General features: G+C 73.9%; 23 protein-coding genes and 1 pseudogene. 12 read left to right on the top strand and 12 right to left on the bottom strand.

Going from position 1 to position 25,982, the window contains the following annotated elements; genetic code table 11:
* Window positions 1-14: 14 nt before the first annotated feature.
* Complete coding sequence (gene zapE / locus PUR71_RS20610) at window positions 15-1,058, bottom strand: cell division protein ZapE (protein WP_329928629.1); 1,044 nt, start codon at window positions 1,056-1,058, stop codon at window positions 15-17.
* Window positions 1,059-1,170: 112 nt separating this feature from the next.
* Between zapE and PUR71_RS20615 the strand changes: the two genes are divergently transcribed.
* From PUR71_RS20615 to msrB, 4 genes are all read left to right on the top strand, one after another.
* Window positions 1,171-1,956 carry a pyrimidine reductase family protein gene (locus PUR71_RS20615; protein WP_329928526.1) on the top strand — a complete coding sequence of 262 codons (786 nt, stop codon included), beginning with the start codon at window positions 1,171-1,173 and terminating at the stop codon, window positions 1,954-1,956.
* 135 nt (window positions 1,957-2,091) lie between these two features.
* Complete coding sequence (locus PUR71_RS20620; RefSeq protein WP_329928527.1) at window positions 2,092-2,553, top strand: indole-3-glycerol phosphate synthase; 462 nt, start codon at window positions 2,092-2,094, stop codon at window positions 2,551-2,553.
* A gap of 148 nt (window positions 2,554-2,701) precedes the next feature.
* Window positions 2,702-4,084, top strand: coding sequence for a UDP-N-acetylmuramate--L-alanine ligase (gene murC / locus PUR71_RS20625; RefSeq protein WP_329928630.1), 1,383 nt, complete (start codon window positions 2,702-2,704; stop codon window positions 4,082-4,084).
* Between the two features lie 21 nt (window positions 4,085-4,105).
* The gene (msrB, locus tag PUR71_RS20630) at window positions 4,106-4,519 is read left to right on the top strand and encodes a peptide-methionine (R)-S-oxide reductase MsrB (protein ID WP_329928528.1); all 414 of its coding nucleotides are present in this window, start codon (window positions 4,106-4,108) and stop codon (window positions 4,517-4,519) included.
* A 79-nt stretch (window positions 4,520-4,598) separates the two neighbouring features.
* On the opposite strand, the gene PUR71_RS20635 is transcribed toward msrB, so the two are convergent.
* From PUR71_RS20635 to PUR71_RS20670, 8 genes are all read right to left on the bottom strand, one after another.
* Window positions 4,599-5,789 (bottom strand): cytochrome P450, encoded by a 1,191-nt coding sequence (locus tag PUR71_RS20635; protein WP_329928529.1) that lies wholly within the window; start codon window positions 5,787-5,789, stop codon window positions 4,599-4,601.
* Window positions 5,786-6,343 (bottom strand): GTP-binding protein, encoded by a 558-nt coding sequence (locus PUR71_RS20640; RefSeq protein ID WP_329928631.1) that lies wholly within the window; start codon window positions 6,341-6,343, stop codon window positions 5,786-5,788. Before PUR71_RS20640 ends, PUR71_RS20635 begins: the two co-directional genes overlap by 4 nt.
* Before the next feature lie 70 nt (window positions 6,344-6,413).
* Window positions 6,414-6,767, bottom strand: coding sequence for a DUF742 domain-containing protein (locus PUR71_RS20645; protein ID WP_329928530.1), 354 nt, complete (start codon window positions 6,765-6,767; stop codon window positions 6,414-6,416).
* The gene (locus tag PUR71_RS20650) at window positions 6,764-7,195 is read right to left on the bottom strand and encodes a roadblock/LC7 domain-containing protein (protein ID WP_329928531.1); all 432 of its coding nucleotides are present in this window, start codon (window positions 7,193-7,195) and stop codon (window positions 6,764-6,766) included. Before PUR71_RS20650 ends, PUR71_RS20645 begins: the two co-directional genes overlap by 4 nt.
* On the bottom strand, window positions 7,192-8,952 hold the full coding sequence (locus tag PUR71_RS20655) for an ATP-binding protein (protein ID WP_329928532.1): 1,761 nt from the start codon (window positions 8,950-8,952) through the stop codon (window positions 7,192-7,194). Before PUR71_RS20655 ends, PUR71_RS20650 begins: the two co-directional genes overlap by 4 nt.
* Window positions 8,953-9,020: 68 nt before the next feature.
* Window positions 9,021-10,040, bottom strand: coding sequence for an MBL fold metallo-hydrolase (locus tag PUR71_RS20660; protein ID WP_329928533.1), 1,020 nt, complete (start codon window positions 10,038-10,040; stop codon window positions 9,021-9,023).
* A 177-nt stretch (window positions 10,041-10,217) separates the two neighbouring features.
* Window positions 10,218-10,946 carry a hypothetical protein gene (locus tag PUR71_RS20665; protein WP_329928534.1) on the bottom strand — a complete coding sequence of 243 codons (729 nt, stop codon included), beginning with the start codon at window positions 10,944-10,946 and terminating at the stop codon, window positions 10,218-10,220.
* 134 nt (window positions 10,947-11,080) lie between these two features.
* A complete protein-coding gene (locus PUR71_RS20670) occupies window positions 11,081-12,007 on the bottom strand; it encodes a GNAT family N-acetyltransferase (RefSeq protein ID WP_329928535.1) in 927 nt (308 codons plus the stop codon).
* A gap of 333 nt (window positions 12,008-12,340) precedes the next feature.
* Between PUR71_RS20670 and PUR71_RS20675 the strand changes: the two are divergent.
* The 3 genes and pseudogenes from PUR71_RS20675 to PUR71_RS20685 all read left to right on the top strand — a co-directional run bounded on the left by PUR71_RS20675 (window position 12,341) and on the right by PUR71_RS20685 (window position 15,604).
* A pseudogene (locus PUR71_RS20675) lies at window positions 12,341-13,572 on the top strand (DUF692 domain-containing protein).
* A gap of 28 nt (window positions 13,573-13,600) precedes the next feature.
* Entirely contained in the window at window positions 13,601-14,752 is a 1,152-nt protein-coding gene (locus tag PUR71_RS20680) for a TIGR04222 domain-containing membrane protein (protein WP_329928536.1), read from the top strand.
* Between the two features lie 69 nt (window positions 14,753-14,821).
* On the top strand, window positions 14,822-15,604 hold the full coding sequence (locus PUR71_RS20685) for a TIGR04222 domain-containing membrane protein (RefSeq protein WP_329928537.1): 783 nt from the start codon (window positions 14,822-14,824) through the stop codon (window positions 15,602-15,604).
* Between the two features lie 46 nt (window positions 15,605-15,650).
* Here PUR71_RS20685 and hemQ read toward each other — a convergent pair whose 3' ends face one another.
* From hemQ to hemE, 3 genes are all read right to left on the bottom strand, one after another.
* A complete protein-coding gene (gene hemQ, locus PUR71_RS20690; protein ID WP_329928538.1) occupies window positions 15,651-16,376 on the bottom strand; it encodes a hydrogen peroxide-dependent heme synthase in 726 nt (241 codons plus the stop codon).
* Window positions 16,373-17,806 (bottom strand): protoporphyrinogen oxidase, encoded by a 1,434-nt coding sequence (hemG, locus tag PUR71_RS20695; RefSeq protein ID WP_329928539.1) that lies wholly within the window; start codon window positions 17,804-17,806, stop codon window positions 16,373-16,375. The genes hemQ and hemG overlap by 4 nt, the downstream gene beginning before the upstream one ends.
* A 150-nt stretch (window positions 17,807-17,956) precedes the next feature.
* A complete protein-coding gene (gene hemE, locus PUR71_RS20700) occupies window positions 17,957-19,009 on the bottom strand; it encodes a uroporphyrinogen decarboxylase (protein ID WP_329928632.1) in 1,053 nt (350 codons plus the stop codon).
* Between the two features lie 197 nt (window positions 19,010-19,206).
* Between hemE and PUR71_RS20705 the strand changes: the two genes are divergently transcribed.
* The 5 genes from PUR71_RS20705 to PUR71_RS20725 all read left to right on the top strand — a co-directional run bounded on the left by PUR71_RS20705 (window position 19,207) and on the right by PUR71_RS20725 (window position 25,948).
* Window positions 19,207-19,869, top strand: coding sequence for a DUF3000 domain-containing protein (locus PUR71_RS20705; RefSeq protein ID WP_329928540.1), 663 nt, complete (start codon window positions 19,207-19,209; stop codon window positions 19,867-19,869).
* 332 nt (window positions 19,870-20,201) lie between these two features.
* The gene (locus PUR71_RS20710) at window positions 20,202-20,927 is read left to right on the top strand and encodes a response regulator transcription factor (RefSeq protein ID WP_329928541.1); all 726 of its coding nucleotides are present in this window, start codon (window positions 20,202-20,204) and stop codon (window positions 20,925-20,927) included.
* 166 nt (window positions 20,928-21,093) lie between these two features.
* On the top strand, window positions 21,094-22,338 hold the full coding sequence (locus PUR71_RS20715; protein WP_329928542.1) for a ribonuclease D: 1,245 nt from the start codon (window positions 21,094-21,096) through the stop codon (window positions 22,336-22,338).
* Between the two features lie 260 nt (window positions 22,339-22,598).
* Window positions 22,599-23,816, top strand: coding sequence for a thiolase family protein (locus tag PUR71_RS20720; RefSeq protein WP_329928543.1), 1,218 nt, complete (start codon window positions 22,599-22,601; stop codon window positions 23,814-23,816).
* A 2-nt stretch (window positions 23,817-23,818) separates the two neighbouring features.
* Window positions 23,819-25,948, top strand: a complete 2,130-nt coding sequence (locus PUR71_RS20725; protein ID WP_329928544.1) for a 3-hydroxyacyl-CoA dehydrogenase NAD-binding domain-containing protein — start codon at window positions 23,819-23,821, stop codon at window positions 25,946-25,948.
* Window positions 25,949-25,982: the final 34 nt, after the last annotated feature.

Here is a 25,982-nt window from a genome sequence, read left to right on the forward strand (position 1 = left end):
CCGACAAGCGGTGCCTACTTCGCGCTGTCCCGGGCCAGGGCGACGAGGCGGGAGATCGCCCGCAGGTACTTCTTGCGGTAGCCGCCGCGGAGCATCTCCTCCGGGAAGACCCGGTCGAAGGGCAGGCCGGAGGCGGTGATCGGCAGCTCGCGGTCGTACATGCGGTCGGCGAGGACGACCAGGCGCAGCGCCGTGGACTGGTCGTCGACCTGGTGCACGCCGCGCAGGCAGACCGCGGTGACGTCGTCCAGCAGGGCGCCGTAGCGGCTGGGGTGGACGGCGGAGAGGTGGGCGAGGAGGGAGTCGAAGTCGTCCAGGGAGGCACCGGGGGTGCGCGCGGCGACGGCGTCGACCGTCTCGTCCGGGTACGGCGGCGGGGCGTCCGGCAGGCCGCGGTGGCGGTAGTCCTGGCCGTCGATCCGCATCGGGCGGAAGTGCGCGGACAGGCCCTGGATCTCGCGCAGGAAGTCGGCGGCGGCGAAGCGGCCCTCGCCGAGCTTCTCCGGCAGCGTGTTCGAGGTGGCGCAGAGCTTGACGCCGTTGTCGACCAGGCGTCCGAGCAGGGTGGAGACCAGGACGGTGTCGCCCGGGTCGTCGAGCTCGAACTCGTCGATGCACAGCAGCGTGTGCCCGGACAGCGTCTGGACGGCCTGCTGGAAGCCCAGCGCGCCGACCAGGTTGGTCAGCTCGACGAAGGTGCCGAAGGCCTTGGGGCCCGGGGCGGCGTGCCACAGCGAGGCGAGCAGGTGGGTCTTGCCGACGCCGTAGCCGCCGTCGAGGTAGACGCCGGCCGGGCCGGTGGGCGCGGGGGCGCTGCGGCGGAACCAGCTGCGCTTGGGCGCGGAACCGTTTCCCCGGCCGAGGGTGCCGGCGAACTGCTCCAGGACCTGGACGGCCTCGTACTGGCTCGGCTGGCTCTGGTCCGGGATGTACGTCCCGAAGCTCACGTCGGCGAACCGGGGCGGCGGGACCATCTCGGCGACCAGGCGCTCGGCGGGCACGACGGGGCGGCGGTCGGTCAGCGCGACCGGGGAGCCGGGCGCGGGCGCGGCGGCTATGGACTCGGTCGCGGTGGCGGGGCGGGGAGCTGCGGGCACGTTAGTAGAGGGTACGCCTGCTCCCGGGCCCCTTTGACCCCGTGCCGGGGACGGCCGGTGGAACACTGGCGGTATGCACCTGTTGATCAGCCCGCTGACCGAGCCGGTCGCCGACCCGGGCTCGCTGGAGTCGCTCGCCGCCCTCTACGCGTACCCCGACCAGGTGAATCGGGGCCGGCCGTGGCTGCGCGCCAACATGGTGGCCGGACTGGACGGCGGCGCGAAGGTCGACGGCCTGTCCGAAGGCCTCTCCGGGGACGCTGACAAGCGGATCTTCGGGGTGCTGCGCGCGCTGTCGGACGTGGTGCTGGTGGGGGCCGAGACGGTGCGCGCGGAGGGCTACCGCCCCGCCCGGGTCCGGGCGGAGTTCGCGGCGGCGCGGGCGGCGGCCGGGCAGGCGCCGGCCCCGGCGATCGCGATCGTGAGCCGGTCGCTGGCGCTGGACCTGGACGCGCCGCTGTTCACCGGGCCGCTGGTCAGGACGGTGGTGATCACCACCGCGGACGCCCCGGCCGAGCGTCGCCGGGCGGTGGCCGCGGTGGCCGACCTGGTGGTGGCCGGCGAGGGCTCGGTGGACCTGCGGGCGGGCGTGGCCGCCCTGGTGGAGCGGGGCTGGACGCGGCTGCTGACCGAGGGCGGCCCGCGCCTGCTGGGACAGCTGGCGGCGGCGGACCTGCTGGACGAGTTGTGCCTGTCGCTGGCCCCCTTGATCACGGGCGGCGACGCGCCGCGCATCGTCCACGATGCGCAAATGCCTGACGTGCGGACGATGCGGCTGGTCTCATTGATCGAGCAGAAAGGATTCCTCTTCACCCGCTACCTGCGTCACCTGCGTTCGGATGACCCCGTGACCCCCTGATCGCGATCCCGTTCCCCTTGGGGGCCTTTCGTCCGCGCGGCCCGCGTGCCGGGTGTGCAGCGAGCCGAAAGCTTCCGCCGGGCACTATGGGATGCGACGCCGGGGCCCGGGGGCCGGCCACTGGAAGGGACTCACGTGTTCAAGACGGTACTGATGATCGAAAAGGCGCTCTCCGACGCGGACGTGGAGCTCGTCACCACGCTCCACAGCGACGAGAAGGTCTCCTTCGTCGTCCTGATGCAGCCGCGCGGCAGGCAGGACGAGCTGCTGCGGGCGCTGGACGACGTCGCCCTCGGCCACCTGGACAAGGTGGTGCACGAGCACGACGAGTCCGGGACCGGGCCGACGGTGGCGTCCGAGTCGCTCGAACACAGCCTGCGCCACCTGCGCCGGGCCGGGGCCGAGGCGGTCGGCGAGCTGGTCGAGGACAAGCCGCTGGAGCGGCTGAAGGCGGTGGTGCGCGAGCAGCAGGCCGACGAGGTCGTCGTACTCACCTCCCCGCACTTCGTCGAGGAGTTCTTCCACCGGGACTGGGCCTCACAGGCCCGGCACAAGGTCGGCGTCCCGGTGCTGCGGCTGTTCGCCAGCGACTCCTGAGCCGACCGACCCGACCCGACCTTGGTGCAGAATCGTCCTTGCGGTCCGTCCGCGAGGACGATTCGCACGTCGCCCCCGTGGGCGGCGCCCGCCCGCCCACAAGCCCCCGCCCCAACGGAGCCCCGCCTTGAACGACGCCGCGCACGACCTGCACGCCCCGCACTTCATCGGCATCGGCGGCGCCGGCATGTCCGGCCTGGCGAAGATCCTCGCGGTGCGCGGTGCCAGCGTCTCGGGCAGCGACTCCAAGGAGTCCGAGACCGTCCTCGCGCTGCGCGCCCTCGGCGCGACCGTCCACGTCGGCCACGCGGCCGAGCACGTGCCGGACGGCACCAGCAGCGTGGTCGTCTCCAGCGCGATCCGCGCCGACAACCCGGAGCTGGCCGCGGCCCGCGAGCGCGCCATCCCCGTGGTGCACCGCTCCGACGCGCTGGCCGCGCTGATGGGCGGGCGCCGCGCGCTGGCCGTCGCCGGCACCCACGGCAAGACCACCACCACGAGCATGCTGGCCGTCGCGCTCGGCGAGCTCGGCCTGGACCCGTCCTACGCGATCGGCGGCGACCTCGACGCGCCGGGCTCCAACGCGCACCACGGCACCGGCGAGATCTTCGTCGCCGAGGCCGACGAGAGCGACCGCAGCTTCCACAAGTACGCGCCCGAGGTGGCGATCGTGCTCAACGTGGAGCTCGACCACCACGCCAACTACGCGTCGATCGAGGAGATCCACGAGTCGTTCGAGACCTTCGTCGGCCGGATCACCCCGGGCGGCACCCTGGTCGTCTCGGCCGACCACGACGGCGCCCGCGAGCTCACCGCCCGGGTCGCCGCGCGCGAGGGCCTGAACGTCGTCACCGTCGGCGCCGCCGAGGACGCCGACCTGCGCGTCCTGTCGGTGGTCGCCCACGGCATGACCAGCGAGGTCACCGTCCTGCTGGACGGCGCCGAGCTGACCTTCACCGTCTCGGTGCCCGGCCGCCACTACGCGCACAACGCCGTCGCCGCGCTCGCCGCGGGCGTCGCGCTCGGCGTGCCGGCCGCCGACCTGGCCAAGGCGCTCGGCGCCTACACCGGCGTGCGCCGCCGGCTCCAGCTCAAGGGCGAGGCGGGCGGCGTCCAGGTGATCGACTCCTACGCCCACCACCCGACCGAGATGGCCGCCGACCTGGAGGCCATCCGCGGGGCCGCCGAGGGCCGCGTCCTGGTGGTCTTCCAGCCGCACCTGTTCAGCCGCACCCAGCAGCTCGCCGAGGAGATGGGGCAGGCGCTCGCGCTGGCCGACGCCTCGGTCGTGCTGGACATCTACCCGGCCCGCGAGGACCCGATCCCCGGCGTGACCAGCGAGCTGATCATCGACGCGGCCCGCCGGGCCGGCGCCGACGTCACTCCCGAGCACGACTTCGCGGCCGCCCCCGCCGCGCTGGCCGGCCTCGCCCGCCCGGGCGACCTGCTGATCACGATGGGCGCCGGGGACGTCACCAACCTCGGTCCTGAAATTCTCGAGCACCTCGCGAACGTTGCCTCCAACGTCTGACCCACGCCGACGGGAGCCGTGATGAGCTACGAGATCGAGAAGACCGACGCCGAGTGGCGCGAGCAGCTCAGCCCCGAGGAGTACCACGTGCTCCGCGAGGCGGGCACCGAGCGCCCGTTCACCGGCGAGTACACCGACACCAAGACCGTCGGCGTCTACGCCTGCCGGGCCTGCGGCGCCGAGCTGTTCAGCTCCGAGACGAAGTTCGACAGCCACTGTGGCTGGCCGTCGTACTACGCGCCGCTGGCCGGGGACCGGGTCCAGTACATCGAGGACACGTCGCTCGGCATGCGCCGGGTCGAGGTGCGCTGCGCGCGCTGCGGCGGGCACCTCGGGCACGTCTTCGAGGGCGAGGGCTACGGCACGCCGACGGACCAGCGGTACTGCATCAACAGCGTCTCGCTGACGCTGAAGCCGGTGTCCGACGAGGACTGACGGCTGACGACTGGAGGACGGGAGAGGCCCGGGCATCCGTGACGGACACCCGGGCCTCCCGCGTACTCGGACCGGCTGTTCAGACAACCGGGGCGAAGCGGACCGGCAGGTGCACCAGGGCGCGGTGGAACGGGCCCGGGCGCCAGAGCAACTCCTGGGTGGGCAGCGTGAGTTCGAGGTCGCTCAGGCGGCTGGTCAGCTGCTCGATCGCCGAGATCGCGATCAGCAGGGCCGGGTCCCGGGCCGGGCAGGCGTGCGGGCCGGCCGCCCAGGCCAGGTGGGCGCTCTCGCCGCTGCGCAGTCCGGGTCCGTCGGTCGGCGGCGCCGCCTGGTTGTTGGCCGCCGCGTAGGAGACGAGCATCAGCGTGCCGGCCTTGATCTCGCGGCCGTGGAAGGTGATGTCGTACCGCGGGTAGTGCGCCGAGAGGTTGGCCAGCGGCGGCTCGTGCCACAGCACCTCGTCGATCGCCTGGTAGGCGGTCATCGCGCCGCCGAACAGCGAGCCGGCGTAGCGCTCGTCGGTGAGCAGGCGCAGCAGGGCGTTGCCGATCAGGTTGGTGGTCGGCTCGTGCCCGGCGATCATGGTCAGGGTGATCTGGCGGATCACCTCGTCGTTGTCCAGCCCGGCCGGGTGGGTGACGAACCAGGAGGTGAGGTCGTGCCGGGGGCGCCGGCGCCGGTCGGCGACCATCTCGGTGACCACGGCGAGGAGGTCCCCGTAGGCGGCGACGGCCTTCTCGGTGGACTCGATCATCTTGGAGATGCCGGCCACCAGGCGGTCGCTGTGCTCCTCGGGCACGCCGAACCAGGTGTTGAAGACGAAGACCGGCAGCTGGCGGGCGTATTCGGCGATCAGGTCGGCGGTGCCGGCCGCCTCGAAGCGGTCGATCAGCCGGTGGGCGACCTCACCGACGCGGCGCTGGAGCACGTGCGGTTCGAGCAGCCGGAGGCCGTCGGTGATCACCGCGCGGTAGCGGTCGTGGACCTCGCCGTCGCTGAACAGGGCGGTGGGGCGGTAGCCGAGCACGACCAGGAGCGGGGAGTCCGGCGGGACGGTCCGCTGCCAGGCCCGGGAGTCCTTGGAGAAGGTGTCGGTGTCGCGCAGGAGGTCCAGCGCGGCCTGGTAGTCGGTGACGAGCAGGCCCTCGACGCCGGGCGCGACCTCGACCGGGGCGACGGCGCCGTAGCGGCGCAGCCGGTCGTAGACCAGGTGCGGGTCGGCGGCGAACACCGGCCCGTAGATCGGCGTCAGGCGGGTCTCGGTGGTCACGGTCCCTCCTGGGGGTCCGGGCCGGCCGGCAGGCCGTGCAGGACGTGCTCGGTGAGCGCGATCAGCGCGTCGAGGCTGGCGTCGCGTTCGCGGGCGTCGCAGAGCACGAGCGGGGTGTCGGGGTGCAGGTCGAGGTGGGCGCGCAGGACCTCGATCGAGTGGACGGGCGCGTCCGGGAAGCCGTTGACGGCGACGGCGTAGGGCAGGCCCTGCTCCTCGACCATGTCCATGATCTCGAAGGAGTCGGCGAGCCTGCGGGTGTCGGCGAGCACCAGGGCGCCGAGGGCGCCGCGGGCGATGTCCTGCCAGAGCGGGAAGAAGCGGCGCTGGCCGGGGGTGCCGAACATGTAGAGCACGACGTTGCCGGGCAGGGTGAGCCGGCCGAAGTCGACGGCGACCGTGGTGGTGGTCTTCTCCGGCAGGTCGGCGAGGTCGTCGACCGGGCGGCCGGTCTCGGTCATCGCCTCCTCGGTGTGCAGGGTGGCGATCTCCGAGAGGGTGCGGATGAGCGTCGTCTTGCCGACCCCGAAGGGGCCGGCCACGACGAGCTTCATCAGCGTCTGGTCCGGGTCGGGCAGGTAGCCCACCCGGCTGGGCCGGTCGGCCGGGCCGCCGGGGGCCGGGCTACCGGAGCGTGCGGAGTCCAACGAGGAGCCTCTCGACGATGGAGCGGTCGGTCTGCTGGGCGCGCGGGATCGGCGCGCGGGCGTTCAGGCAGCCCGCCTCGACCAGATCGGCCGCGAGGAAGACGGTGGCGCTGACCGGCAGGCGCAGGTGCGCGGCGGCCTCCACCACGGTCAGCGCGCCGGGGCGCAGCAGTTCCCAGAGCCGTTCGTGTTCGTGTTCCAGTCCGTCCGGCGGTTCGGCGCGGGCGGCGTACAGCACGGTCAGCCGCTCGAAGCCGGCGCTGCCGGGGCGGGTGCGGCCGCCGGTGGCGAGGTAGGCGGGCACCATCCGCCTGCGGGGTACGCCGGTCATGACCGGGGCGTGCCGTCGGGCTGCCGGGCCGGGCTCGCGAGCGCGCGGCCCAGGGCGGCGACCTGGACCTGCATCTGGTAGGCCACGTTGCCGAGCTGGGCCTCGGGCGAGGTGAAGACGGCGAGCGAGGTGTTCTCCCCGGCCGGGACGACGACGGCGTAGCCGAGGTCGGACTCGACGACGGTCTGGGCCAGCCGGGGCTGGGCGCTGTCGGTGAAGGCGCTGGTGAAGGCCCGGGCGGCGGCGTGGACGGTGGCGGTCATCGCGGCGACCCGCTCGGCGCAGGCGCGGTCGAGGCCGTCCGAGGCGCCCTCGACGAGGCCGTCCCCGGTGGCGATGACCGCGTGCAGCACCCCCGGGAGCTCCAGCAGCGGGGTGAGCACCCACGAGATCTCGTCGGTGGCGGTCGGGCTGGACGTGCTGCTCACTGCTCGGCTCCTTCGGGGGTCTGGGCTTCGCCCGTGGACTGGGGTCCGCCCGTGGGCGGGGCGGCGCCGTCGCGCGCGGCGGCGGCCACCGCGGCGCGGCCCTCGCCGGTGCCCTGCTGGAGGGCGTTCCAGTGCCGGGCGGCCCGCTCGGGGGTGCGGGCGGGCGTCCCGGGGGCCTCGGACGGGCCGGGTGCGGCGGGACGTCCGGGGGCCTCGGCGGGCCCAGCCGCGGGGGCGGCGAGCGGCTGGCGGCGGCGTCGGCTGGGCAGGCCGCTGCCGTCGCCGGGCCGTCCGGCGGCCGCGGACGGCACGACGTGCATGGCGGGCGCCGGGTGGGGGCCCGGCTGGTGGTGCCGGTCGGCGAGCGGGGGCGCTCCGGCGTCCTCCCCGGCGTCGCGCATCGGCGGGACGGCCTGGACGGTCGGCGCGGGGGCGGGCCCGGCGCCGGCCCGCAGCGGCAGCGGGGTGAGCACCGACAGCGGCTGCTCGTCGTCGACGACGGTGACGAGCGCGGCCGGGATGCGCAGGATCGTCCGCATGCCGCCGTAGGGCGAGGGCTCGATGTGGCAGGAGAAGCCGTACTGGCGGGCGAGCTTGCCGATCACCGCGAAGCCGGTCTTGGGCGGGTTGCCGAGCTCGGTGAGCAGGACGTCGGGCGGGCCGGCCAGCAGACGGCGGGCGCGGCGCAGCTGGTCGTCGTCCATGCCGATGCCGCTGTCGTCGATGATCACCAGCGCGCCGCGGCCGCCCTGCTGGACGGTGACCGGGACGTCGGTCTCCGGGTGCGAGTAGGCGGTGGCGTTGGCGAGCAGTTCGGCGACGGTGATGGCGAGCGGCTCGGCGGCGCGGGCGACCACGGCGAGGCGGTTCTCGCGCAGGTGATTGGCGACCTTGATCCGTGCGTAGCCGGGCACCCGGGAGAGCGCGCCGACGACGACCTCGGCGAGCGGGGAGTCGCTGCGGGCGAGGCCGGGCCAGGCCTCGCAGAGGACGGCGACGGTCTGGATCCGGCGCAGGGCGACCTCGTTGCGGAAGTCGACCTCCAGCAGCCGGGGGTCGTCGTTGTCCTCCTGGAGCTGCTGGACCAGGCTCTGGATCTGGTAGAGCAACGTCTGGATCTTGGAGGTGGCACCGCGCATCGCGGCGCGGGCGGCGGCGTCGACCCGCTCGCGCTCGTCGGTGATGGCGCCGGCCGCGGCGTCTAGGACGGCCTGCAGCGCCTCGGTCGCGTCCGGGCCGACGACCTCGGCGGACAGCGGGCCGACGGCGGGGGCGTTGACGTGGCTGAGCCGCACAGCGGTGGCGGGCAGGCGCTCGTCGGCGAGGTGGCGGACCTCGGCGAGCAGGGCGGCGCCGCGCTCCTCGGCGACGGCGAGCCGGCGCTCGGCCTCGGCGGCCCTGGTGTCGGCGGCGGCGGTGCGGCCGTCGGCCTCGCGGGTGGCGTCCCGCGCGTCGCGGGCGGCGTCCTCGGCGGCGCGGGCGCGCAGTTCGGCGTCGCGGGTGCGCTCCTCGGCGGCCCGGTAGCGGGCCTCGGCCTCGTCGGTGGCCTCGCGGGCGGCGGTGGCCGACTCGTGCAGCCGGTGCTCGGCGCGGGCGAGCCGTTCCTCGGCGGCGCGGGCGCGCTGCTCGGCGACGTGGGCGCGCTCGTCGGCGACGGCCGCCCGGGTGGTGGCCCGGGCCCGGCCGCGGGCCAGCACGCCCGCCGTCGCGGCGGCCAGCACCGTGGTGATCAGCGCGATCAGCGCGATCTGCGTCATTGATTTCCTCGGGGGGGTTCCTCGGGGGACTTCCTCGCCGGCCGGCCGGGGGGCGGGCCGGGGCCCGGTCAGTCCCGGTAGCCGATGTCGGGGAGGAACCGCCGGGCGCGGCCGGAGTCCTCGGCGATCTCGCGGGCGACGAGGGCGACCTGGGTCATGGCCTCCAGGACGTTCGGCGCCTCGCCGCCGTCCAGGTGCCGGTACTCGGCCGCGACGGTGAGCACCAGCCTTTCGGGCAGGCCGAGTTCGGGGTGGCGCTGCTCGGCGATCACCCGGCGCGCGGCGTCCAGCGCGGGGATGCCGGCGGTGTGCAGGGCGTGGGCGCGCTCGCGGACGTACTCGAGGTAGGCGATGTGGGCGCGGACGCCGTCGCGGTCGAGCACCGGGCCGTGGCCGGGGACGACGGTCTCGGCGCCGGTGTCGAGGATGCCCTCGCACGCGGCGACGACGTTCTCCAGCGGCCCGGCCCAGTGCGAGGGGTGGTCGCCGGGCTGCTCGGCGGTCGACCCGAAGATCACGTCGCCGGCGAACACCGTGCGCTGGCGCGGCAGGTGGACGATCAGGTCGCCGCCGGTGTGGGCCGGGGGCAGGGCGGTGACGTGCACCGGGTGGTCCCCCACGGTGAGTTCGAGCTCGCCGGTGAAGACGGTGTCCGGGCGCACCGGCTCGGTCGACGACCAGTCGAAGGCGCCGAAGTGCTCGCGCAGGTAGCCGCCGAGCGGGGAGTCCGGGTCGCCGCCCGCGACCAGTGCGTGCTGCTGCTGCGGGGTGGGCTCGTAGTGGATGTGCTCCAGCGCCTCGCGGGTGGAGATCACCTCGGCGTCCGGCAGGACGCCGGCGCCCCAGAGGTGGTCGCCGTTGGCGTGCGTGACGATCACCCGGTCGACGGTGACGCCGTCGGCCAGCACCCGGCGGCTCTCGGCGAGGAACTCCGAGGCCAGCGCCAGGTCGTAGGGGGTGTCGATCCAGAGCGCGGTCTTCCGGGAGGTCAGCAGCCCGCAGTTCGCCAGTCCCCAGCCCCGCTTCGGGGGGAGCCACACGTGGAGGTCATCGGCGATCGCACTCAGGGAGGCACGGTTGATCGTCATGTGCGCGATTATGCCGACGACCTGTCAGGAGCGGGGCAAAACCTGTGCGATCGCCGTGAGTTCGTGCCCCAGACGCTCCCGAACCGTCCGGATTCGTTCCACCTGGTCGAGACCAATCGTCTCACCCGTCGGGACGGTACGTGGACACCGCGAACCGTCGCGGTTGCGGGTCCGGCGTCAGGGCACCGGCAGGATCCGGCACACCTCGACCGTCACGTCCACCGTGTCCAGCCCGATCACCCGTCCCTCGACCGCGACGAATCCTTTCTCCCCCGAGCGGAAGAGCGCCGCCAGCGGCGATTTCCGGCCCGCCCCCGCGAGCGCCTCCACCGCCATCGCGGAGCCGAACGCGAACACCCCGCACAGCACGACGCACGGCGCGTGCCGGGGCGTGCGGGTCACGAAGATGAAGCCGTGGTCCCGGATCAGCTCGTCGGAGGCGTTGTACAGCGCCTCGAACGTCATCCCGCCCCACCGGGCGCGCGCCGCCTCCGGGTACTCGATGCGGAAGTCCGGGAACGCCGCGGACAGCACGCCCCCGGTGTACGGGTTCACGCTCGGGCCGCCGATCGAGAAGGTCGGCATCCGCGGGTCCTGCGCGCCGGCCGCGACCAGCTCGATCGTCGCCTTCCGGTTGACCTTGCGGAGCAGGTCGATCAGCTGGGCGATCGCCCTGGCCTCCGCCATCGGCATGAACAGCACGTTCTTCGGCGCCCGCGCGGTCAGCCGCAGGCCGTCCCTGGCGAAGGCGAACTCCGCGACCTCGATGCTCGGGGTGATGATCTGGACCCTGCTGTACGGCGCGAGCAGTGCCCGCAGGAAGCCGTAGCGCAGGAACAGCCTGGTGCGGGCGAGGGAGCGGGCCGCGAGGAAACCGATCGCGGCCGGGACCGATGCGATCAACACTTGGAGCAGGATCTCCATTTGATCCCCCGGAGGAAGACTCGACCACGAACTGTGCGCCCTGGTTAAGTCCCCTCCCGTGGCCGGAAATACCCCAATCGCGGCGATTCGGAGCGTCACGATCTCCACACGGACCGTTACCCCAGGCGCTTGATCCCCTTGCGCTCCCCCGCGCACCGCTCGTACCCCAGCCAGGCGTTGACCGCGAGCATCGGCGCGTTGGTCGTGTCGTTGCTGGTGTACGCGTGCCGGTAGCCCGCCGCCGCGGCGAGCCGCAGCGACTCCCGCTTGGCCAGCTTGCTCAGACCGCGGCCGCGGAACTCCCGGCGGCAGCCGGTGAACGCGGACCAGTAGCGGTCCGCGCCGTCGGTCGTCGCCATGGTGAACGCCGCCGGTTCGCCGTCCACCACGGCGACGACGGTCAGCTCCCGGTCCAGGTCGGGCCGGGCCCAGTCGCCGTGCAGCCACGCCTCGTAGTCCAGGTTGTCCATCGTCACCTCGCCGGGCTCGTCCCGGATGGCGTCCGCCTCCACGAGGAACAGCGGGCGCGGGTCGTGCGCCCAGTCGGAGGCCGGGCGCAGCTCGACGCCGGCCGGCCGTTCCGGCGCCGGGGGCAGCGGCAGCCTCAGGTCCCGCCCGCCGAACTGGGCCTCGCGCCCGACCTCGTAGCCGCGGGCGGCGGCGAAGGCCAGCGAGGCGGGCTCGTCGTCCAGCCAGGTGTGCATCTCGGTCACCCCGTGCTCGGCCAGGTGCCCCTCGGCGGCGGCCAGCAGCGCGGTCGCCGCGCCGCGCCGGCGGAACTCCGGCAGCACGCTGCCGTTGGCGTAGCCGAGGCCGCCGGTCGTGGTGCCGAGCGTGAGCGCGCAGCGCACCGCGCCGACCACCCGGCCGTCCAACTCGGCGACGAAGGTGCGGAAGTGCTCGTCGGGGTTCTGCCGGGCGTTCGCCCAGAGCAGGGCCTCGGCACTCCACACCAGGTGCTCGCGCCCGGCCCGGTGGGCGGCCGCCACCGCCTCGGCGTCGGCGGGGCGGAATTCTCGGATCGTCGGTTCGTCGGAAGTCATGGGTTCGCACGCTATCCGCGGTTCCCGTCCCGCGCCTCCGAATTTCTCCCGCGCGGGCCACCCCACCTGCGCGAACGGATCCGGCCGGGCGCTAGAGTCCCTCATCGGCAAGCTCAAATAATGCTCTGAGAAGACCGGGTGGGGCTTGGCAGCCATCCCACCTGGGGACATTCTCGGCAACACGGCCCACGGGCGGTCCCGGCGACGGAGCCCGCACCACCCGACGGCCCCTCACCCCGGCCCTCCGAAGGGGGCGTACCGATGACTTCCCCTGCACTGAACCTGCCCGCACGGGCCGTCTCCGGCGACGGCGCCCCGGCCGGCCCGGCCGCCGTGCCCCGGCTGGGCGTCGGCCTCGGCTGGCGCAGCGAGATCGACACCGTGGTGGAGCGACAGCCCGGCCTGGACTGGGTCGAGGTCGTCGCGGAGAACGTCTGCGCCGGCCATCTGCCCACCTCGCTGACGGTGCTGCGCGAACGCGGCGTCACCGTCGTGCCGCACGGCGTCTCGCTCGGCCTCGGCGGCGCCGACCGGCCCGATCCCGGGCGCCTGGCCGCACTCGCCGGTACGGCCGCCGCGTTGGACTCGCCGCTGGTCACCGAGCACCTGGCGTTCGTCCGGGCCGGCGGCCTGGAGGCGGGCCACCTGCTGCCCGTCCCGCGCTCGTGGGACGCGCTGCGGGTGATCGCCGAGAACGTGCGGATCGCCCAAGACCAGCTTCCGGTGCCGCTGGCGCTGGAGAACATCGCCGCGCAGCTGGCGTGGCCGGACGACGAGCTGACCGAGGGGCAGTTCCTCGCCGAGCTCGTCGAGCGCACCGGCGTGCGACTGCTGATCGACGTCGCCAACCTGCACACCAACCGGGTGAACCTCGGCGTCGACCCGGCCGCCGAACTCGACCGCCTGCCGCTGGAGTCCATCGCCTACGTGCACGTCGCGGGCGGCACGATGGTCGACGGCGTCTGGCACGACACCCACGCCCACCCCGTCACCGAACCGGTGCTGGAGGTGCTGGCCGAACTGTGCGCGCGGGTCGCACCGCCCGGCGTCCTGCTGGAACGGGACGCGGCCTTCCCGCCGCCCGGCGAGCTGGCCGGTGAACTGGACGCCATCCGCCGGGTGCTGGAGGGGAGCATCCGACCATGACCGAACGCCTCGCGGAAGACCTCGCCACGGCTCGGCGGGAACTCGCCCGGCGTCAGGAGGAGTTGCTGGCCGCCCTGGTGGCCGGCGGCCCCGTCCCGCCGGGCTTCGACCCGGCGCAGGTCCGCGCCCAGTCCACCGGTCTCGCCGCCAAGCGGCGGGACACCGTCGCCCGCGTCGCGCCCGAACTGCCCCGCCAGCTCGGGCCGCGGTACGGGCCGCTCTTCCTCACCTACGCCCGCACCCACCCGCAGACCGCCGGCTACCGGGCCGACGCCCGGGCGTTCGCCGCGTGGGCGCTCACCCACGCGCGCCCGCTGGCCGCCGACTGCCACCGCGCCCTGGAGCAGTGGCTGCACCCGGCGCCCGCCCGCCCTCCGGGACCGCTGGCCCGTCTGCGCCGGGCCCTGCGGCGCCGGTAACACTCTTCACTCTCGGGGGAATCAGCCCATGTGGGACAACAGCTACTTCATCGTTCCCGCCATCCTCGTGGTGGCCGCGGTCCTGTACGTGGACCACACCGCGCGGCGCGTGCGGCACGTCCCGCACCCGAAGGGCCTGCCCGGCCGCGGCCTGTCACTGCTGAGCGCCGCGTTCCTGGCGGGCGGCCCGGGCCGGGTCTTCGACACGGCGCTGGTCCGGATGCACCTGGCCGAGCGCGCGGTGGTCAGCCGCGGCGGCACCGTCACCCTCACCCACGACCGGCCGTACGACGCCGTCGAGGAGGCGATCATGACGGCCGTCGGCCCGACCCGCAGCCGTGACCTCGGCCCGCTCCGCGCGGAGGTGATGCGCTCCCCCGCCGTCCAGGACCTCGGCGACGAGCTCGCCGACCGCGGTCTGCTGCGCCGCCCCGACCGGATGGGGGCCGCCCGCAAGGCCCGCCGGCTGCTGTGGCTCGCGGTGGGCGCCGTGGCGCTCGTCACGGTGCTCTCCTTCGTGCTCTCCGGCGTGGACGACGGGCGCGGCGACCGGCCGGCCGTGCTGGTCCCGGTGGTCCTGCTGGCGCTCGGCCTCGTCACCCTGGTCGCCTCCCGCCCGGCCAAGGGCCGGATCACCCCGGCCGGACAGCGACAGCTCTCGCTCATGGACACCGGCAAGCCGTGGTCGCCCGGCTCGGGCGTGTACGGGAACCCGGCCAACGGCGCGATGCTGGGCGCACTCGCGCTCGGCGGGCTGGCCGTCGCGGGGGCGGAGCTCGCGAACGAGGAGCTCCAGGAGGCGATGGTCGGCGCGGCGGCCCAGCAGGCGATGGCCCAGCAGGCGGCGGCCCGGGGCGCGTTCGGCGGCGCGTCCGGCTCCTCGAACTCGTCCTGCTCGGCGGCCTACTCCTGCGACACCTCCGGCTCCTCCGGATCGTCGTCCTGCGGCGGCGGCACGGTGTCCTGGTGCGGCGGCGTCTCGGACACCGGGACGTCCTCCGGGTGCGGCTCGTCGAGCTGCGGATCGTCATCGTCCTCGCACACCTGCGGCTCCTCGTCGCACAGCTGCGGATCCTCGTCCTCCCACAGCTGCGGCTCGTCCCACAGCTGCGGGTCCTCGTCCAGCTGCGGGTCCTCGTCCAGCTGCGGGTCGAGTTGCGGTTCCAGCTGCGGTTCCTGACGTCACAGTTCGGTATCGCGCCGCCGGAAGCCGTTCCCCGGGCCGTCGGCGGCGGCATACAACAAGGCCATGTGGTTGCTGTTCCTCATACCGGCGTGTGTGGCCGCGGTGCTCTCCTGCCTCCGGCTCGTCCGGATGACCGCCACCGCCGACGCCCTCGCCGGACAGGACGGGCCGCGCCCGCCGGAGGCCGTCGGAATCGGCCTGTACGAGACGGCCTACCTGGCCGGCGGCCCGGACCGGGTCGTCGAGCTCGCCCTCGTCCTGATGGCCGGCCGCGGCCGGCTGCACCTCGCCCACACCGGCTGGACCACCGTCGTCGACCCCAAGGGCCGCAGTCGGCTGGAGCGGGCGGTCATCTCCACCGTCGGCCCGGACGGCCAGTGCCGCACCGACGGGCTGCGCCGGGCGATGGGCGAGCACCCGACCGTGCTGGAGATCGGCGCCCGGCTCTCGCTGGCCGGGCTGGCCACCCCGGCGCTGATCCAGCGCAACACCGTCGTCGTGGTCCGCCAGGTGCGGCACGCGCTGCTGCTGGCCCTCGCCCTGCTCGCCGCCGCCCTCGCCGTCGGATGCTTCACCGACGGCGACGCCCTCGCCCCGCTCGCCTGGTTCTCGCTGCCGCTGGTGCTCACCTCCGGCACCCTGCTGATGGCCCGGGTCGACGTCTATCCGTACACCCGCTGGGCCTCCCCGATCGGCCAGGAGGTCCTGCGCGAGGTGCGCCCGGCCCGCCAGCACGGCCTCGGGGACGACGAGGAGCGCGAACTCCTCACCGCCGTCGCCATGAACGGCCCCGCCGCCCTCGCCGACCCCCGCCTGCGCGCCGCCCTGCGCCCCCACCGCACCTGAACGCGAAGGGGGGCCCGCCGAAGCGGGCCCCCTTCCACCTCACGTCTCAGACCAGGCCGTTGAGCAGCTCGCTGACCGGCTTGCGGCGCCCGGTGAAGAACGGCACCTCCTCGCGCACGTGCAGGCGCGCGCGGGACGGGCGAAGGTCGCGCATCAGGTCGACGATGCGGTGCAGCTCGTCCGCCTCGAAGGCGAGCAGCCACTCGTAGTCGCCGAGCGCGAACGAGGCGACCGTGTTGGCCCGGACGTCAGGGTAGCCGCGCGCCATCTGGCCGTGCTCGGCGAGCATCGCGCGCCGCTCGGCGTCCGGCAGCAGGTACCACTCGTAGGAGCGGACGAACGGGTACACGCAGACGTAGTCGCGCGGGCGCTCGTCGGCGAGGAACGCCGGGATGTGCGACTTGTTGAACTCGGCCGGGCGGTGCAGCGCCATGTTCGACCAGACCGGCTCCAGCTGACGGCCGAGGCCCGTGCGGCGGAAGCGGTTGTACGCCTCCTGCAGGTCGTCCGAGTCGGCGGCGTGCCACCAGACCAGGATGTCGGCGTCCGCGCGCAGACCGGACACGTCGTACGTGCCGCGCACGGTCACGTCCTTCGCGGCCAGCTGCGCGAACAGCTCGTCCACCTCGGCGGCCAGCGCGGTGCGGTCCTCGGGCAGGGCGCCCTCGAGCTTGAACACCGACCACATCGTGTAGCGGATGACCTGGTTCAGGTCGCGCGCCTTCTTCTTCTCGGGCTGCTGCTCCGGCTGCCGCTCAACGGTCTCAGTCATGCGCCCATTGTCCTCTCCGTGGAACCTTCCCCGGTCTCCGGGGTCGACAGTCTGTCGAGCGCCGCCACGGCCGCGGCCGCGGAGGCGATGCACGCCGGGATCCCCACGCCGTCGTACGCGGCGCCGCACACCGCCAGGCCGCCCGCCCCGGCCACCGCGGTGCGGATCCGGGCCACCCGGTCCAGGTGGCCCACCGGGTACTGCGGCAGGCCGGCCTCGAAGCGGGAGACGGCGCTGTCGTACGGGCGAGCGGTGAGGCCGATCGCCTCGCCCAGCTCGGCGAGCGAGAGCGCCACCAGCTCCTCGTCCGCCAGAGCCAGTGCCTGCTCCTCGCGGTGGCGGCCCAGCGAGGTGCGCAGCAGGAACGCGTCGGGGGCCGAACGCTCCAGCCAGCCCCACTTGTTGGACGAGAAGGTCGACGCCTTGATCCGCCGCCCGTCCACCGGCGGCACCAGGAAGCCGCTGCCGGACGGCACCTCGGCCAGGTCGGCCCGGCGGAACGCCAGGGTGACCAGGGCCGTGCCCGCGTACTCGACGGCGTCCAGCTCGGCGGCCGCCGCGGGCACGTCCGTGCGCAGCAGCCGGGCCGCGGCGGGCGCCGGGACGGCCAGCACGACGGCGTCCGCGGCGAGCACCTCGCCGCCGGCCACGACGCGCCAGCCCTCGGGGGTGCGGCGCAGTTCGTCGACGGCGGTCTCGGTGCGGATGTCCGCCCCCGCCTTCGCGCAGGCGGCGGCGACGGCCTCCGGGAGGGTGCCGAGGCCTCCCCGGAGCCCCTGGAAGACGGGCGTGCCGACGATCTGGGGCCGGGAGGCGAGCGCGTGCACCCCCTCGACGAGGGACCCGCCGCCGCGGGCGATCGGCAACAGCTGCGGCACGGCGGCGCGCAGCGAGATCTCGTCCGCGCGGCCGGCGTAGACGCCGCCCAGCAGCGGCTCGACGAGCCGGTCCACCACCTCGCGGCCGAGCCGGTCGGCGACGTACCGGCCGATCGCGACGTCGTCGCCGACCTCGGTGACACCCTCGTGCCGCGCCCGCTCCAGCCCCTCGGCGGACAGCACCCGCGACGCGGCCAGCGCCTCGAGGTCCCCGGGGACGCCCATGACCTGCCCGCCCGGCAGCGGGCGCAGCGCGCCCCTGGTCCAGATGGCGGCCTTCGCGGTGGTCGGCGGCTCCAGCGCCTGCGCCAGCCCGACGGCCCGCGCCAGCTCGACCGCCTCCGGCCGCCGCGCCAGCATCGACTCGGCCCCGAGGTCCACCCGCACCCCGCCGACCTCACCCCCGCGCAGCTTCCCCCCGAGCCGCCCGGAAGCCTCGACCAAGGTCACCCGCGCCCGCGCCGGCCCCCCACCGGCCGCCCCGCTGAGGAACGCGGCCGCGGCCAGCCCCGCGATCCCGCCACCGATGACGACGACATGTGCATCCGACATGCGTCGCAGTCTCGCAGGTCCTTACACGAATGCCTCAATCCCCTGCACTCCTCGCGCCCTTCGGCACCAGCGCGTCCAGGTCGATCGGGAGCCGGAACGGCACCGGCCGGAGGGCAGGCCGTGCTCGTCCGCGGCGTGCCGCCGGGGCCGTCAGCGCTCGCTGGTCTCGTGGACGAAGGCGACGAGGCGGCTGAGGGCGTCCGGGTCCATGCTGGGCAGGACGCCGTGGCCGAGGTTGAAGATGTGGCCGCTGGTGCCGAGCGCCTGGGCGGCGTGCAGGACCTCGCGGGCCTTGGTCTCGACGACCCGGGTGGGGGCGAACAGCACGGCCGGGTCGAGGTTGCCCTGCAGGCCCTTGCCGGGGCCGACCCGCTCGGCGGCGACGTTCAGCGGCACCCGCCAGTCCACGCCGACGATGTCCGCGCCGGCCTGGCCCATCAGGCCGAGCAGCTCGCCGGTGCCGACGCCGAAGTGGATCCGCGGCACGCCGTAGTGGGCGACGGCGTCGAAGACCTTGGCGCTGGACGGCATGACCGAGCGGCGGTAGTCGTCGGGGGCGAGCGAGCCGACCCAGGAGTCGAACAGCTGCACCGCCGAGGCGCCGGCCTCGATCTGCACCTTCAGGAAGGCGGAGGTGATGTCGGCGAGCCGGTCGACGAGGGCGGCCCACAGCTCGGGCTGCCCGTACATCATGGCCTTGGTGTTCTCGTGGTTCTTGGACGGCCCGCCCTCGACCAGGTAGCTGGCGAGCGTGTACGGCGCGCCGGCGAAGCCGATCAGCGGGGTGGCGCCGAGCTCCTCGACGAGCATCCCGACGGCCTCGGTGATGTAGGGGACGTCGTCCGGCTCCAGCGGGCGCAGCCGCTCGAGGTCCTCGGCGGTGCGGATCGGGTCGGCGATGACCGGGCCGACGTTCTGCTTGATCTCGACGTCGATGCCGACCGCCTTGAGCGGCACCACGATGTCGCTGAAGAAGATCGCGGCGTCCACCTTGTGCCGGCGCACCGGCTGCAGGGTGATCTCCTTGACCAGCTCGGGCCGCATGCAGGACTCCAGCATGGGGATGCCCTCGCGGACCTTCAGGTACTCGGGCAGCGAGCGGCCGGCCTGGCGCATGAACCACACCGGCGTGTGCGGCACCGGCTCGTGCCGGCAGGCGCGCAGGAACGCGGAGTCGTACGCGGCGCCGCGGCGCTCGGGGATGGACCGGCCGTCGGGGGCGGCCGCCGTGGTGTCTGCCGTAGTCTCGCTCACGGTTCAAATCTTCGCACGCGCCCCGGACCGCACTCCCCGGCCGGTCTCGTCGGTTCCTCCAAGATCTGGCCGGGTTTGCCGTTCCGGCACGCCGCGCAGGCGGAAGTTGCGGCGATAACCCGGGTCTTCGACCTAGTCTTCGGGGCATGGCAGCGGTCGGCGGGCACCCCGCGCAGGGTGGCGGAACAGGTGGCGGAACTGGTCGGGAGGGGGCGCCGAGCGAGTTCCGGGCCGCCGTGGCGGCGTTCGACGGGGCGCGGCTGCGGCCCGAGGTGCAGCTGTCCCCCGCGCCGGCCCCGCGCCGTCTGGCCCCGCACGCGTTCGCGGTGACCGCCTCGGTCGAGGTGGACGGCGAGGAGCTGGCGGACGGCCGGCTGGTGCTGCTGTACGACCCGGCCGGGCAGGAGGCCTGGAACGGGGAGTTCCGGGTGGTGACGATGACCCGGGCCGAGCTGGAGCCGGAGATGGCCGGCGACCCGATGCTGTCCGAGGTCGGCTGGGCCTGGCTGCTGGACGCGCTGCAGGCGCACGGCGCCGGGTACGCGGAGCCGTCCGGCACGGTGACCAGGTGCGCCTCGCAGTACTTCGGCGGGCTCGCCGACCGTCCGTCCTCCACCGAGATCGAGATCCGGGCCTCCTGGACGCCGGCCGACGGCCGCTTCGAGCGGCACCTGGCCGCCTGGGGGGAGCTGCTGTGCACCAGTGCGGGCCTGCCGCCGGTCGCCCCGGCCCCGCCGGCGTCCGCCGACGTCCCGTCACTCGGTGGAGTGGTCCCGATGCCCGCCCGGCGGCGCCCGCGCTCGCACTGAGGGGTGGCGTCGGGGCCGCGCGGCGCCGGTCGGCCCCGACGCCACCCCCAGGGCTGACGGAGTGTGACTTCGGATCCGCTCTGCGTCAATTCACCGGTCGAAAGCGATCGCCATCGACCTAGTCGGGGACGAATCTGATCGATTTTGTGCGAATACCAGGCATGTCGCATCAATCATTTGCGCGATTTGTCCGTATTGTTACTCACTAGATCGTGATCTTTCGCTAAAGCCGGGCACGGTAGCTGCCGAAGCAGACTGTGACCCTTTCCGAACGCGGAACACTCCGACCGCCCCCATCGGGGTTCCGTCCGCCACTCCCCGCAGGAGGCCTGGTGTCGGTCCTTCTTGAGCACCCCGCAAACGTGGTCGCCTACCGGCCGACCAAGCCCACCGCCATGGTGGTCATCGCCGATCCGCGCGTCCGTAACACCGTCACCCGCCACCTGTGGGCGCTCGGCGTCCGCGACGTGATCGAGGTGTCCTCGATCGCCGAGGCCCGCCCCCGGGTCTCCACCCCGCGCGACATCTGCGTCGCCGACGTGCACCTGCCGGACGGCTCCGGGCTGACCATCCTGGCCGAGACCCGCGCCGCGGGCTGGCCCAACGGCCTCGCCCTCTCCGCCGCGGACGACATCGGCGCCGTCCGCAGCGCCCTGGCCGGCGGCGTCAAGGGATACGTCGTCACCGGCACCCGTACCAACGTCGCGATGCCCGGCCGCCCCGGCCTGCCGCTGGGCGCCGCCGGACTGGCCGGGCGGATGCGCCGCCCCGGCATGCCGGGCGTGCCCGGTGCCCCCGGTGCGCACGGTGCGCACGGTGCCCCGGGCGCCCCCGGTGCCCCGGGCGCGCAGCCGACCGCCTACCGCGAGCTGTCCGGCCGCGAGGTCGAGGTGCTGCGGCTGGTGGCCGAGGGCCAGTCCAACAAGGCGATCGGCGTCGCGATGGGCCTGTCCGCACTGACCGTCAAGAGCCACCTGGCCCGCATCGCGCGCAAGCTCGGCACCGGCGACCGGGCCGGCATGGTCGCGGTGGCGCTGCGCACCGGGATCATCCACTGAGCCGATCGGGGCCGCGCCGTCGAACCGGAACACCGCGGCGGCTCAGGAGGAACGTTTCCTCCTGAGCCGCCGCGGCGCTCCCGGAGGTCCCGTCGGCATGCTCGGTGACCCGGTCTGACCAGTCCGACAACACTCCCGGTTCCGAGGACCGTCGTACCCTTGGTGAGTGACCGACGCCGTAGCAGCCATCCCAGAAGAAGCAGCCCCGGTCCCGCTCCTTGAGCCCAAGGAGGGGATCCCGCCCGTCGTGGCGGACGAGGAGGCGCTGGCCGCCACCGTCGCCGCCTTCGCCGCGGGCACCGGACCGGTCGCCGTCGACGCCGAGCGGGCCTCCGGCTACCGCTACGGGCAGCGCGCGTACCTCATCCAGCTGCGCCGCGCGGGCGCCGGCACCGCGCTGATCGACCCGATCGCCTGCCCCGACCTCTCCGGGCTCGGCGCCGCCCTCGCGGACGCCGAATGGGTGGTGCACGCCGCCACCCAGGACCTGCCCTGCCTGGCCGAGGTCGGCATGAGACCGCGGCGACTGTTCGACACCGAGCTGGCCGGGCGGATCGCCGGCTTCGCCCGGGTCGGCCTCGGGCCGATGACCGAGAGCGTTCTCGGCCTGAGCCTGGCCAAGGAGCACTCGGCGGTCGACTGGTCCACCCGTCCGCTGCCCGAGCCGTGGCTGCGCTACGCCGCTCTGGACGTCGAGGTGCTGGTCGAGCTGCGGAACGCACTCGAACGGGAGCTGGACGCCCAGGGCAAGCTGGGCTGGGCACTGGAGGAGTTCGCCGCGATCGCCGCCGCCCCCCGCCCGGCCCCGCGCACCGACCCGTGGCGGCGCACCTCGCAGCTGCACAAGGTCCGCCGGCGCCGCCAGCTGGCCGTGGTGCGCGAGCTGTGGCTGGCCCGGGACCGGATGGCGCAGGAGCGCGACGTCTCACCGGGCCGGGTCCTGCCGGACGCCGCGATCGTCAACGCCGCGCTGGCCATGCCGCTGAACATCGCCGCGCTCCAGGCCGTCCAGGGCTTCGGGCCCCGTGTGCACCGGCGCCAGCTGGAGCAGTGGCTGGCCGCCGTGCAGCGCGGCCGGGAGGTGCCGGAGAACCAGCTGCCGCCGGCCGCCGCGCCGCACGACGGGCCGCCGCCGCCGCGCGCCTGGGCCGAGAAGGACCCGGTCGCCGCCGCCCGGCTGTCCGGCGCCCGCAGCGCCGTCAGCGAGCTGGCCGAGAAGCACAACCTGCCGGCCGAGAACCTGATCACCCCGGACCTGGTCCGCCGGGTGTCCTGGGAGCCGCCGGCCGACCCGGGCGCCGCCGGGGTGGCGGCCGCGCTGCGCGGCCTGGGGGCCCGGCAGTGGCAGGTCGACCTGGTCGCCCCGGTGATGGCCGCCGCGTTCGCCGCGGCGACCGCCGAGCAGGCCTGACGCCGGGCACGGGTCCCGCCTCGCGCATCGGCCGGAGGGGACGTCGTCCGCAGGGACGGCGTCCCCTCCGGCGCGTCCGGGGCCGGTGCCGGGGAGCGGTCCTGGTCGGACGTGTCGCGGGACACACCGGGTGAACCCGCCGAGGGGCCTGGGCAGGTTGGTTACCGACCGGTAGCATGGCGGTGAAGCGGCGCCGCTCGGGTCTTCGCCGGCGGCAGCCTGCCCACCTCGAAATGTTGGTCCCTGGGAGGAGAGCCCCCGTGCCTCGTACCGCGAGGGACGTCGTCTTCGTCGATGGCGTCCGCACCCCGTTCGGCAAGGCCGGCCCGAAGGGCATCTACCACGAGACGCGCGCCGACGACCTGGTCGTCAAGTGCATCCGGGAGCTCGTGCGCCGTAACCCGAACCTGCCCGTCGAGCGCATCGACGAGGTCGCCATCGCGGCCACCACGCAGATCGGCGACCAGGGTCTGACCATCGGGCGCACCGCCGCCCTGCTGTCCGGCCTGCCCAAGTCCGTGCCCGGCTACGCGATCGACCGCATGTGCGCCGGTGCGCTGACCGCCGTCACCACCACGGCCGGCGGCATCGCCTTCGGTGCCTACGACGTCGTCGTGGCCGGTGGCGTCGAGCACATGGGCCGCCACCCGATGGGCGAGGGCGTCGACCCGAACCCGCGCTTCGTCTCCGAGAAGCTGGTCGACGAGTCCGCCCTGTTCATGGGCATGACTGCGGAGAACCTGCACGACCGCTTCCCGCACATCACCAAGGAGCGCTGCGACGCCTACGCCGTGCGCTCCCAGGAGAAGGCCGCCAAGGCGTACGCCAACGGCGACATCCAGCCCGACCTGGTGCCGATCACGATCCGCAACACCAACCCCGAGGTCGGCGAGACCGGCTGGGGCCTGGCCACCGTGGACGAGCCGATGCGCCCGGGCACCACGATGGAGTCGCTGGCCGGCCTGAAGACCCCGTTCCGTCCGCACGGCAACATCACCGCGGGCAACTCGGCCGGTCTGAACGACGGTGCCACCGCCTCGCTGCTGGCCGCCGAGGACGTCGCCGAGGAGCTCGGCCTCCCGGTCAAGATGCGCCTGGTCTCCTACGCCTTCGCCGGCGTCGAGCCCGAGGTCATGGGCATCGGCCCGGTCCCGGCCACCGAGAAGGCGCTGGCCAAGGCCGGTCTCACCATCGACGACATCCAGGCCTTCGAGGTCAACGAGGCCTTCGCCGTCCAGGTGCTGTCCTTCCTCGACCACTACGGCATCGCGGACGACGACGAGCGGGTCAACCCGTTCGGCGGCGCGATCGCCTTCGGCCACCCGCTGGCCTCCTCCGGCGTCCGCCTGATGAACCAGCTGGCCCGCCGCTTCGAGCAGCGCCCGGACGTCCGCTACGGCCTCACCACGATGTGCATCGGCTTCGGCATGGGCGGCACCATCATCTGGGAGAACCCCCACTTCGAGGGTGGTAAGTGAGCATGAGCAACACCACTGAGCTGCTCCAGCACGGCGCCGAGCTGTTCCCGGGCGAGGTCGTCACGACCGCGCACGTGCGCCACCTGGACCTGCCGCTGCAGGCCGGCAAGCTGGCCCTCATCACCCTGGACAACGGCTTCGACCACACCAAGCCGACCACCTTCGGGCCGGGCTCGCTGCTGAAGCTGAGCGTCGCGCTGGACCAGGTCGAGGCCGAGGCCGCCGAGGGCAGGATCGTCGGCGCCGCGATCACCGGCAAGCCGTTCATCTTCGCCGTCGGCGCCGACCTCAAGGGCGTCGAGCTGCTCAAGGAGCACGCGGACGCGCTCGCCATCGGCAAGGGCGGCCACGAGGTCTTCAAGCGGATCGCCGCGCTGCCCGTCCCCACCTTCGCCTTCTACAACGGCGCGGCGATGGGCGGCGGCGTCGAGGTCGGCCTGCACTGCGACTACCGCACGGTGTCGGCGGGCGTCCCGGCGTTCTCGCTGCCCGAGGTCTTCCTCGGCCTGGTCCCCGGCTGGGGCGGCTGCACCATCCTGCCGAACCTGATCGGCCCGGCGAAGGCCGTCAAGGTCATCATCGAGAACTCGATGGCGCAGAACAAGCAGCTCAAGGGCAAGGACGTGTTCGAGCTGGGGATCGCCGACGCGATCTTCGAGCCGGCCGACTTCCTGGAGCAGTCGCTGCTGTGGGCGGCCAAGGTCCTCAAGGGCGACGTGGCCGTCGAGCGCGAGGCGATCGACCGCGGCAAGGCCTGGGACGACGCCGTCGCCTGGGGCCGCCTGGTCGCCGACGCCAAGGTGCACGGCGCGGCACCGGCCGCCTACCGCGCGCTGGACATCATCGCCCAGGTCAAGGACCAGGACCTGCAGGCCGGCTTCGACGCCGAGGACGCCGCCCTGGCCGACCTGATCATGGGCGGCGAGCTGCGCAGCGGCATCTACGCCTTCAACCTGGTGCAGCGCCGGGCCAAGCGCCCGGTCGGCGCGCCGGACAAGTCGCTGGCCCGCCCGGTCTCCAAGGTCGGCGTCGTCGGCGCCGGTCTGATGGCCTCGCAGCTGGCGCTGCTGTTCGCCCGCCGTCTGGAGGTGCCGGTGGTCCTCACCGACATCGACCAGGAGCGCGTCGACAAGGGCGTCGGCTACGTCCACGCCGAGATCGACAAGCTTCTCGGCAAGGGCCGCATCGGCCAGGACAAGGCCAACCGCCTCAAGGGCCTGGTCACCGGCTCGCTCGACAAGGCCGCCGCCTTCGGCGACGCGGACTTCGTCATCGAGGCCGTGTTCGAGGAGATGGGCGTCAAGCAGACCGTCTTCGCGGACCTGGAGAACGTGGTCTCGCCGACCTGCGTGCTGGCGACCAACACCTCCTCGCTGTCGGTCACCGAGATGGCCTCGAAGCTGAAGCACCCCGAGCGGGTCGTCGGCTTCCACTTCTTCAACCCGGTCGCGATCCTGCCGCTGCTGGAGATCGTCCGCGGCGAGCTGACCGACGACGCCTCGCTGGCCACCGCCTTCGCGGTGTCCAAGAAGCTGAAGAAGACCTCGGTCCTGTGCAAGGACGCCCCGGCGTTCGTGGTGAACCGGATCCTGACCCGCTTCATGGGCGAGATCCAGAGCATCATCGACGAGGGCACCCCGATCGCCAGCGTCGAGAAGGCCGTCGAGCCGCTCGGCCTGCCGATGTCCCCGATCATGCTCCTGGAGCTGGTCGGCCCGGCCATCGCGCTGCACGTCTCGGAGACCCTGCACGGCGCCTTCCCGGAGCGGTTCTCCGTGTCCGAGAACCTCGGCCGGGTGGTCAAGGCCGGCAAGCGCGGCTTCTACACCTGGGTGGACGGCAAGCAGGTCCTCGACCCCGAGGTGCTGGAGCTGCTGGCCTTCGGCGACTCGGTGCTCACCGAGGAGCAGGTCCTCAGCCGCGCCCTGGAGGCCGTGGCGCAGGAGATCGGCCTGATGCTGGAGGAGGGTGTCGTCGCCGAGGCGCAGGACATCGACCTCTGCATGATCACCGGTGCCGGCTGGCCCTTCCACCTGGGCGGGATCACCCCGTACCTGGACCGTGAGGGCGTCTCGGAGCGCGTCAACGGCAAGCGGTTCCTCGCCCCCGGCGTGGCCTCGGTGCCCGCGTAAGGCGTAGCCCGTACGAACGGCGGAGCCCCGGTGA

The sequence above is a fragment of the Streptomyces sp. SP17BM10 genome (genome assembly GCF_036322405.1).
Classification (GTDB): Bacteria; Actinomycetota; Actinomycetes; order Streptomycetales; family Streptomycetaceae; genus Kitasatospora.

Excerpts from the sequence above, each read along its gene's own strand:
- PUR71_RS20615 (WP_329928526.1), top strand. The coding sequence starts at position 1,171 with ATGCACCTGTTGATCAGCCCGCTGACCGAGCCGGTCGCCGACCCGGGC.
- msrB (WP_329928528.1), top strand. The coding sequence starts at position 4,106 with ATGAGCTACGAGATCGAGAAGACCGACGCCGAGTGGCGCGAGCAGCTC.
- PUR71_RS20640 (WP_329928631.1), bottom strand. The coding sequence starts at position 6,343 with ATGAAGCTCGTCGTGGCCGGCCCCTTCGGGGTCGGCAAGACGACGCTC.
- PUR71_RS20645 (WP_329928530.1), bottom strand. The coding sequence starts at position 6,767 with ATGACCGGCGTACCCCGCAGGCGGATGGTGCCCGCCTACCTCGCCACC.
- PUR71_RS20655 (WP_329928532.1), bottom strand. The coding sequence starts at position 8,952 with ATGACGCAGATCGCGCTGATCGCGCTGATCACCACGGTGCTGGCCGCC.
- PUR71_RS20660 (WP_329928533.1), bottom strand. The coding sequence starts at position 10,040 with ATGACGATCAACCGTGCCTCCCTGAGTGCGATCGCCGATGACCTCCAC.
- PUR71_RS20670 (WP_329928535.1), bottom strand. The coding sequence starts at position 12,007 with ATGACTTCCGACGAACCGACGATCCGAGAATTCCGCCCCGCCGACGCC.
- PUR71_RS20680 (WP_329928536.1), top strand. The coding sequence starts at position 13,601 with ATGTGGGACAACAGCTACTTCATCGTTCCCGCCATCCTCGTGGTGGCC.
- PUR71_RS20685 (WP_329928537.1), top strand. The coding sequence starts at position 14,822 with ATGTGGTTGCTGTTCCTCATACCGGCGTGTGTGGCCGCGGTGCTCTCC.
- hemQ (WP_329928538.1), bottom strand. The coding sequence starts at position 16,376 with ATGACTGAGACCGTTGAGCGGCAGCCGGAGCAGCAGCCCGAGAAGAAG.
- hemG (WP_329928539.1), bottom strand. The coding sequence starts at position 17,806 with ATGTCGGATGCACATGTCGTCGTCATCGGTGGCGGGATCGCGGGGCTG.
- PUR71_RS20705 (WP_329928540.1), top strand. The coding sequence starts at position 19,207 with ATGGCAGCGGTCGGCGGGCACCCCGCGCAGGGTGGCGGAACAGGTGGC.
- PUR71_RS20725 (WP_329928544.1), top strand. The coding sequence starts at position 23,819 with ATGAGCAACACCACTGAGCTGCTCCAGCACGGCGCCGAGCTGTTCCCG.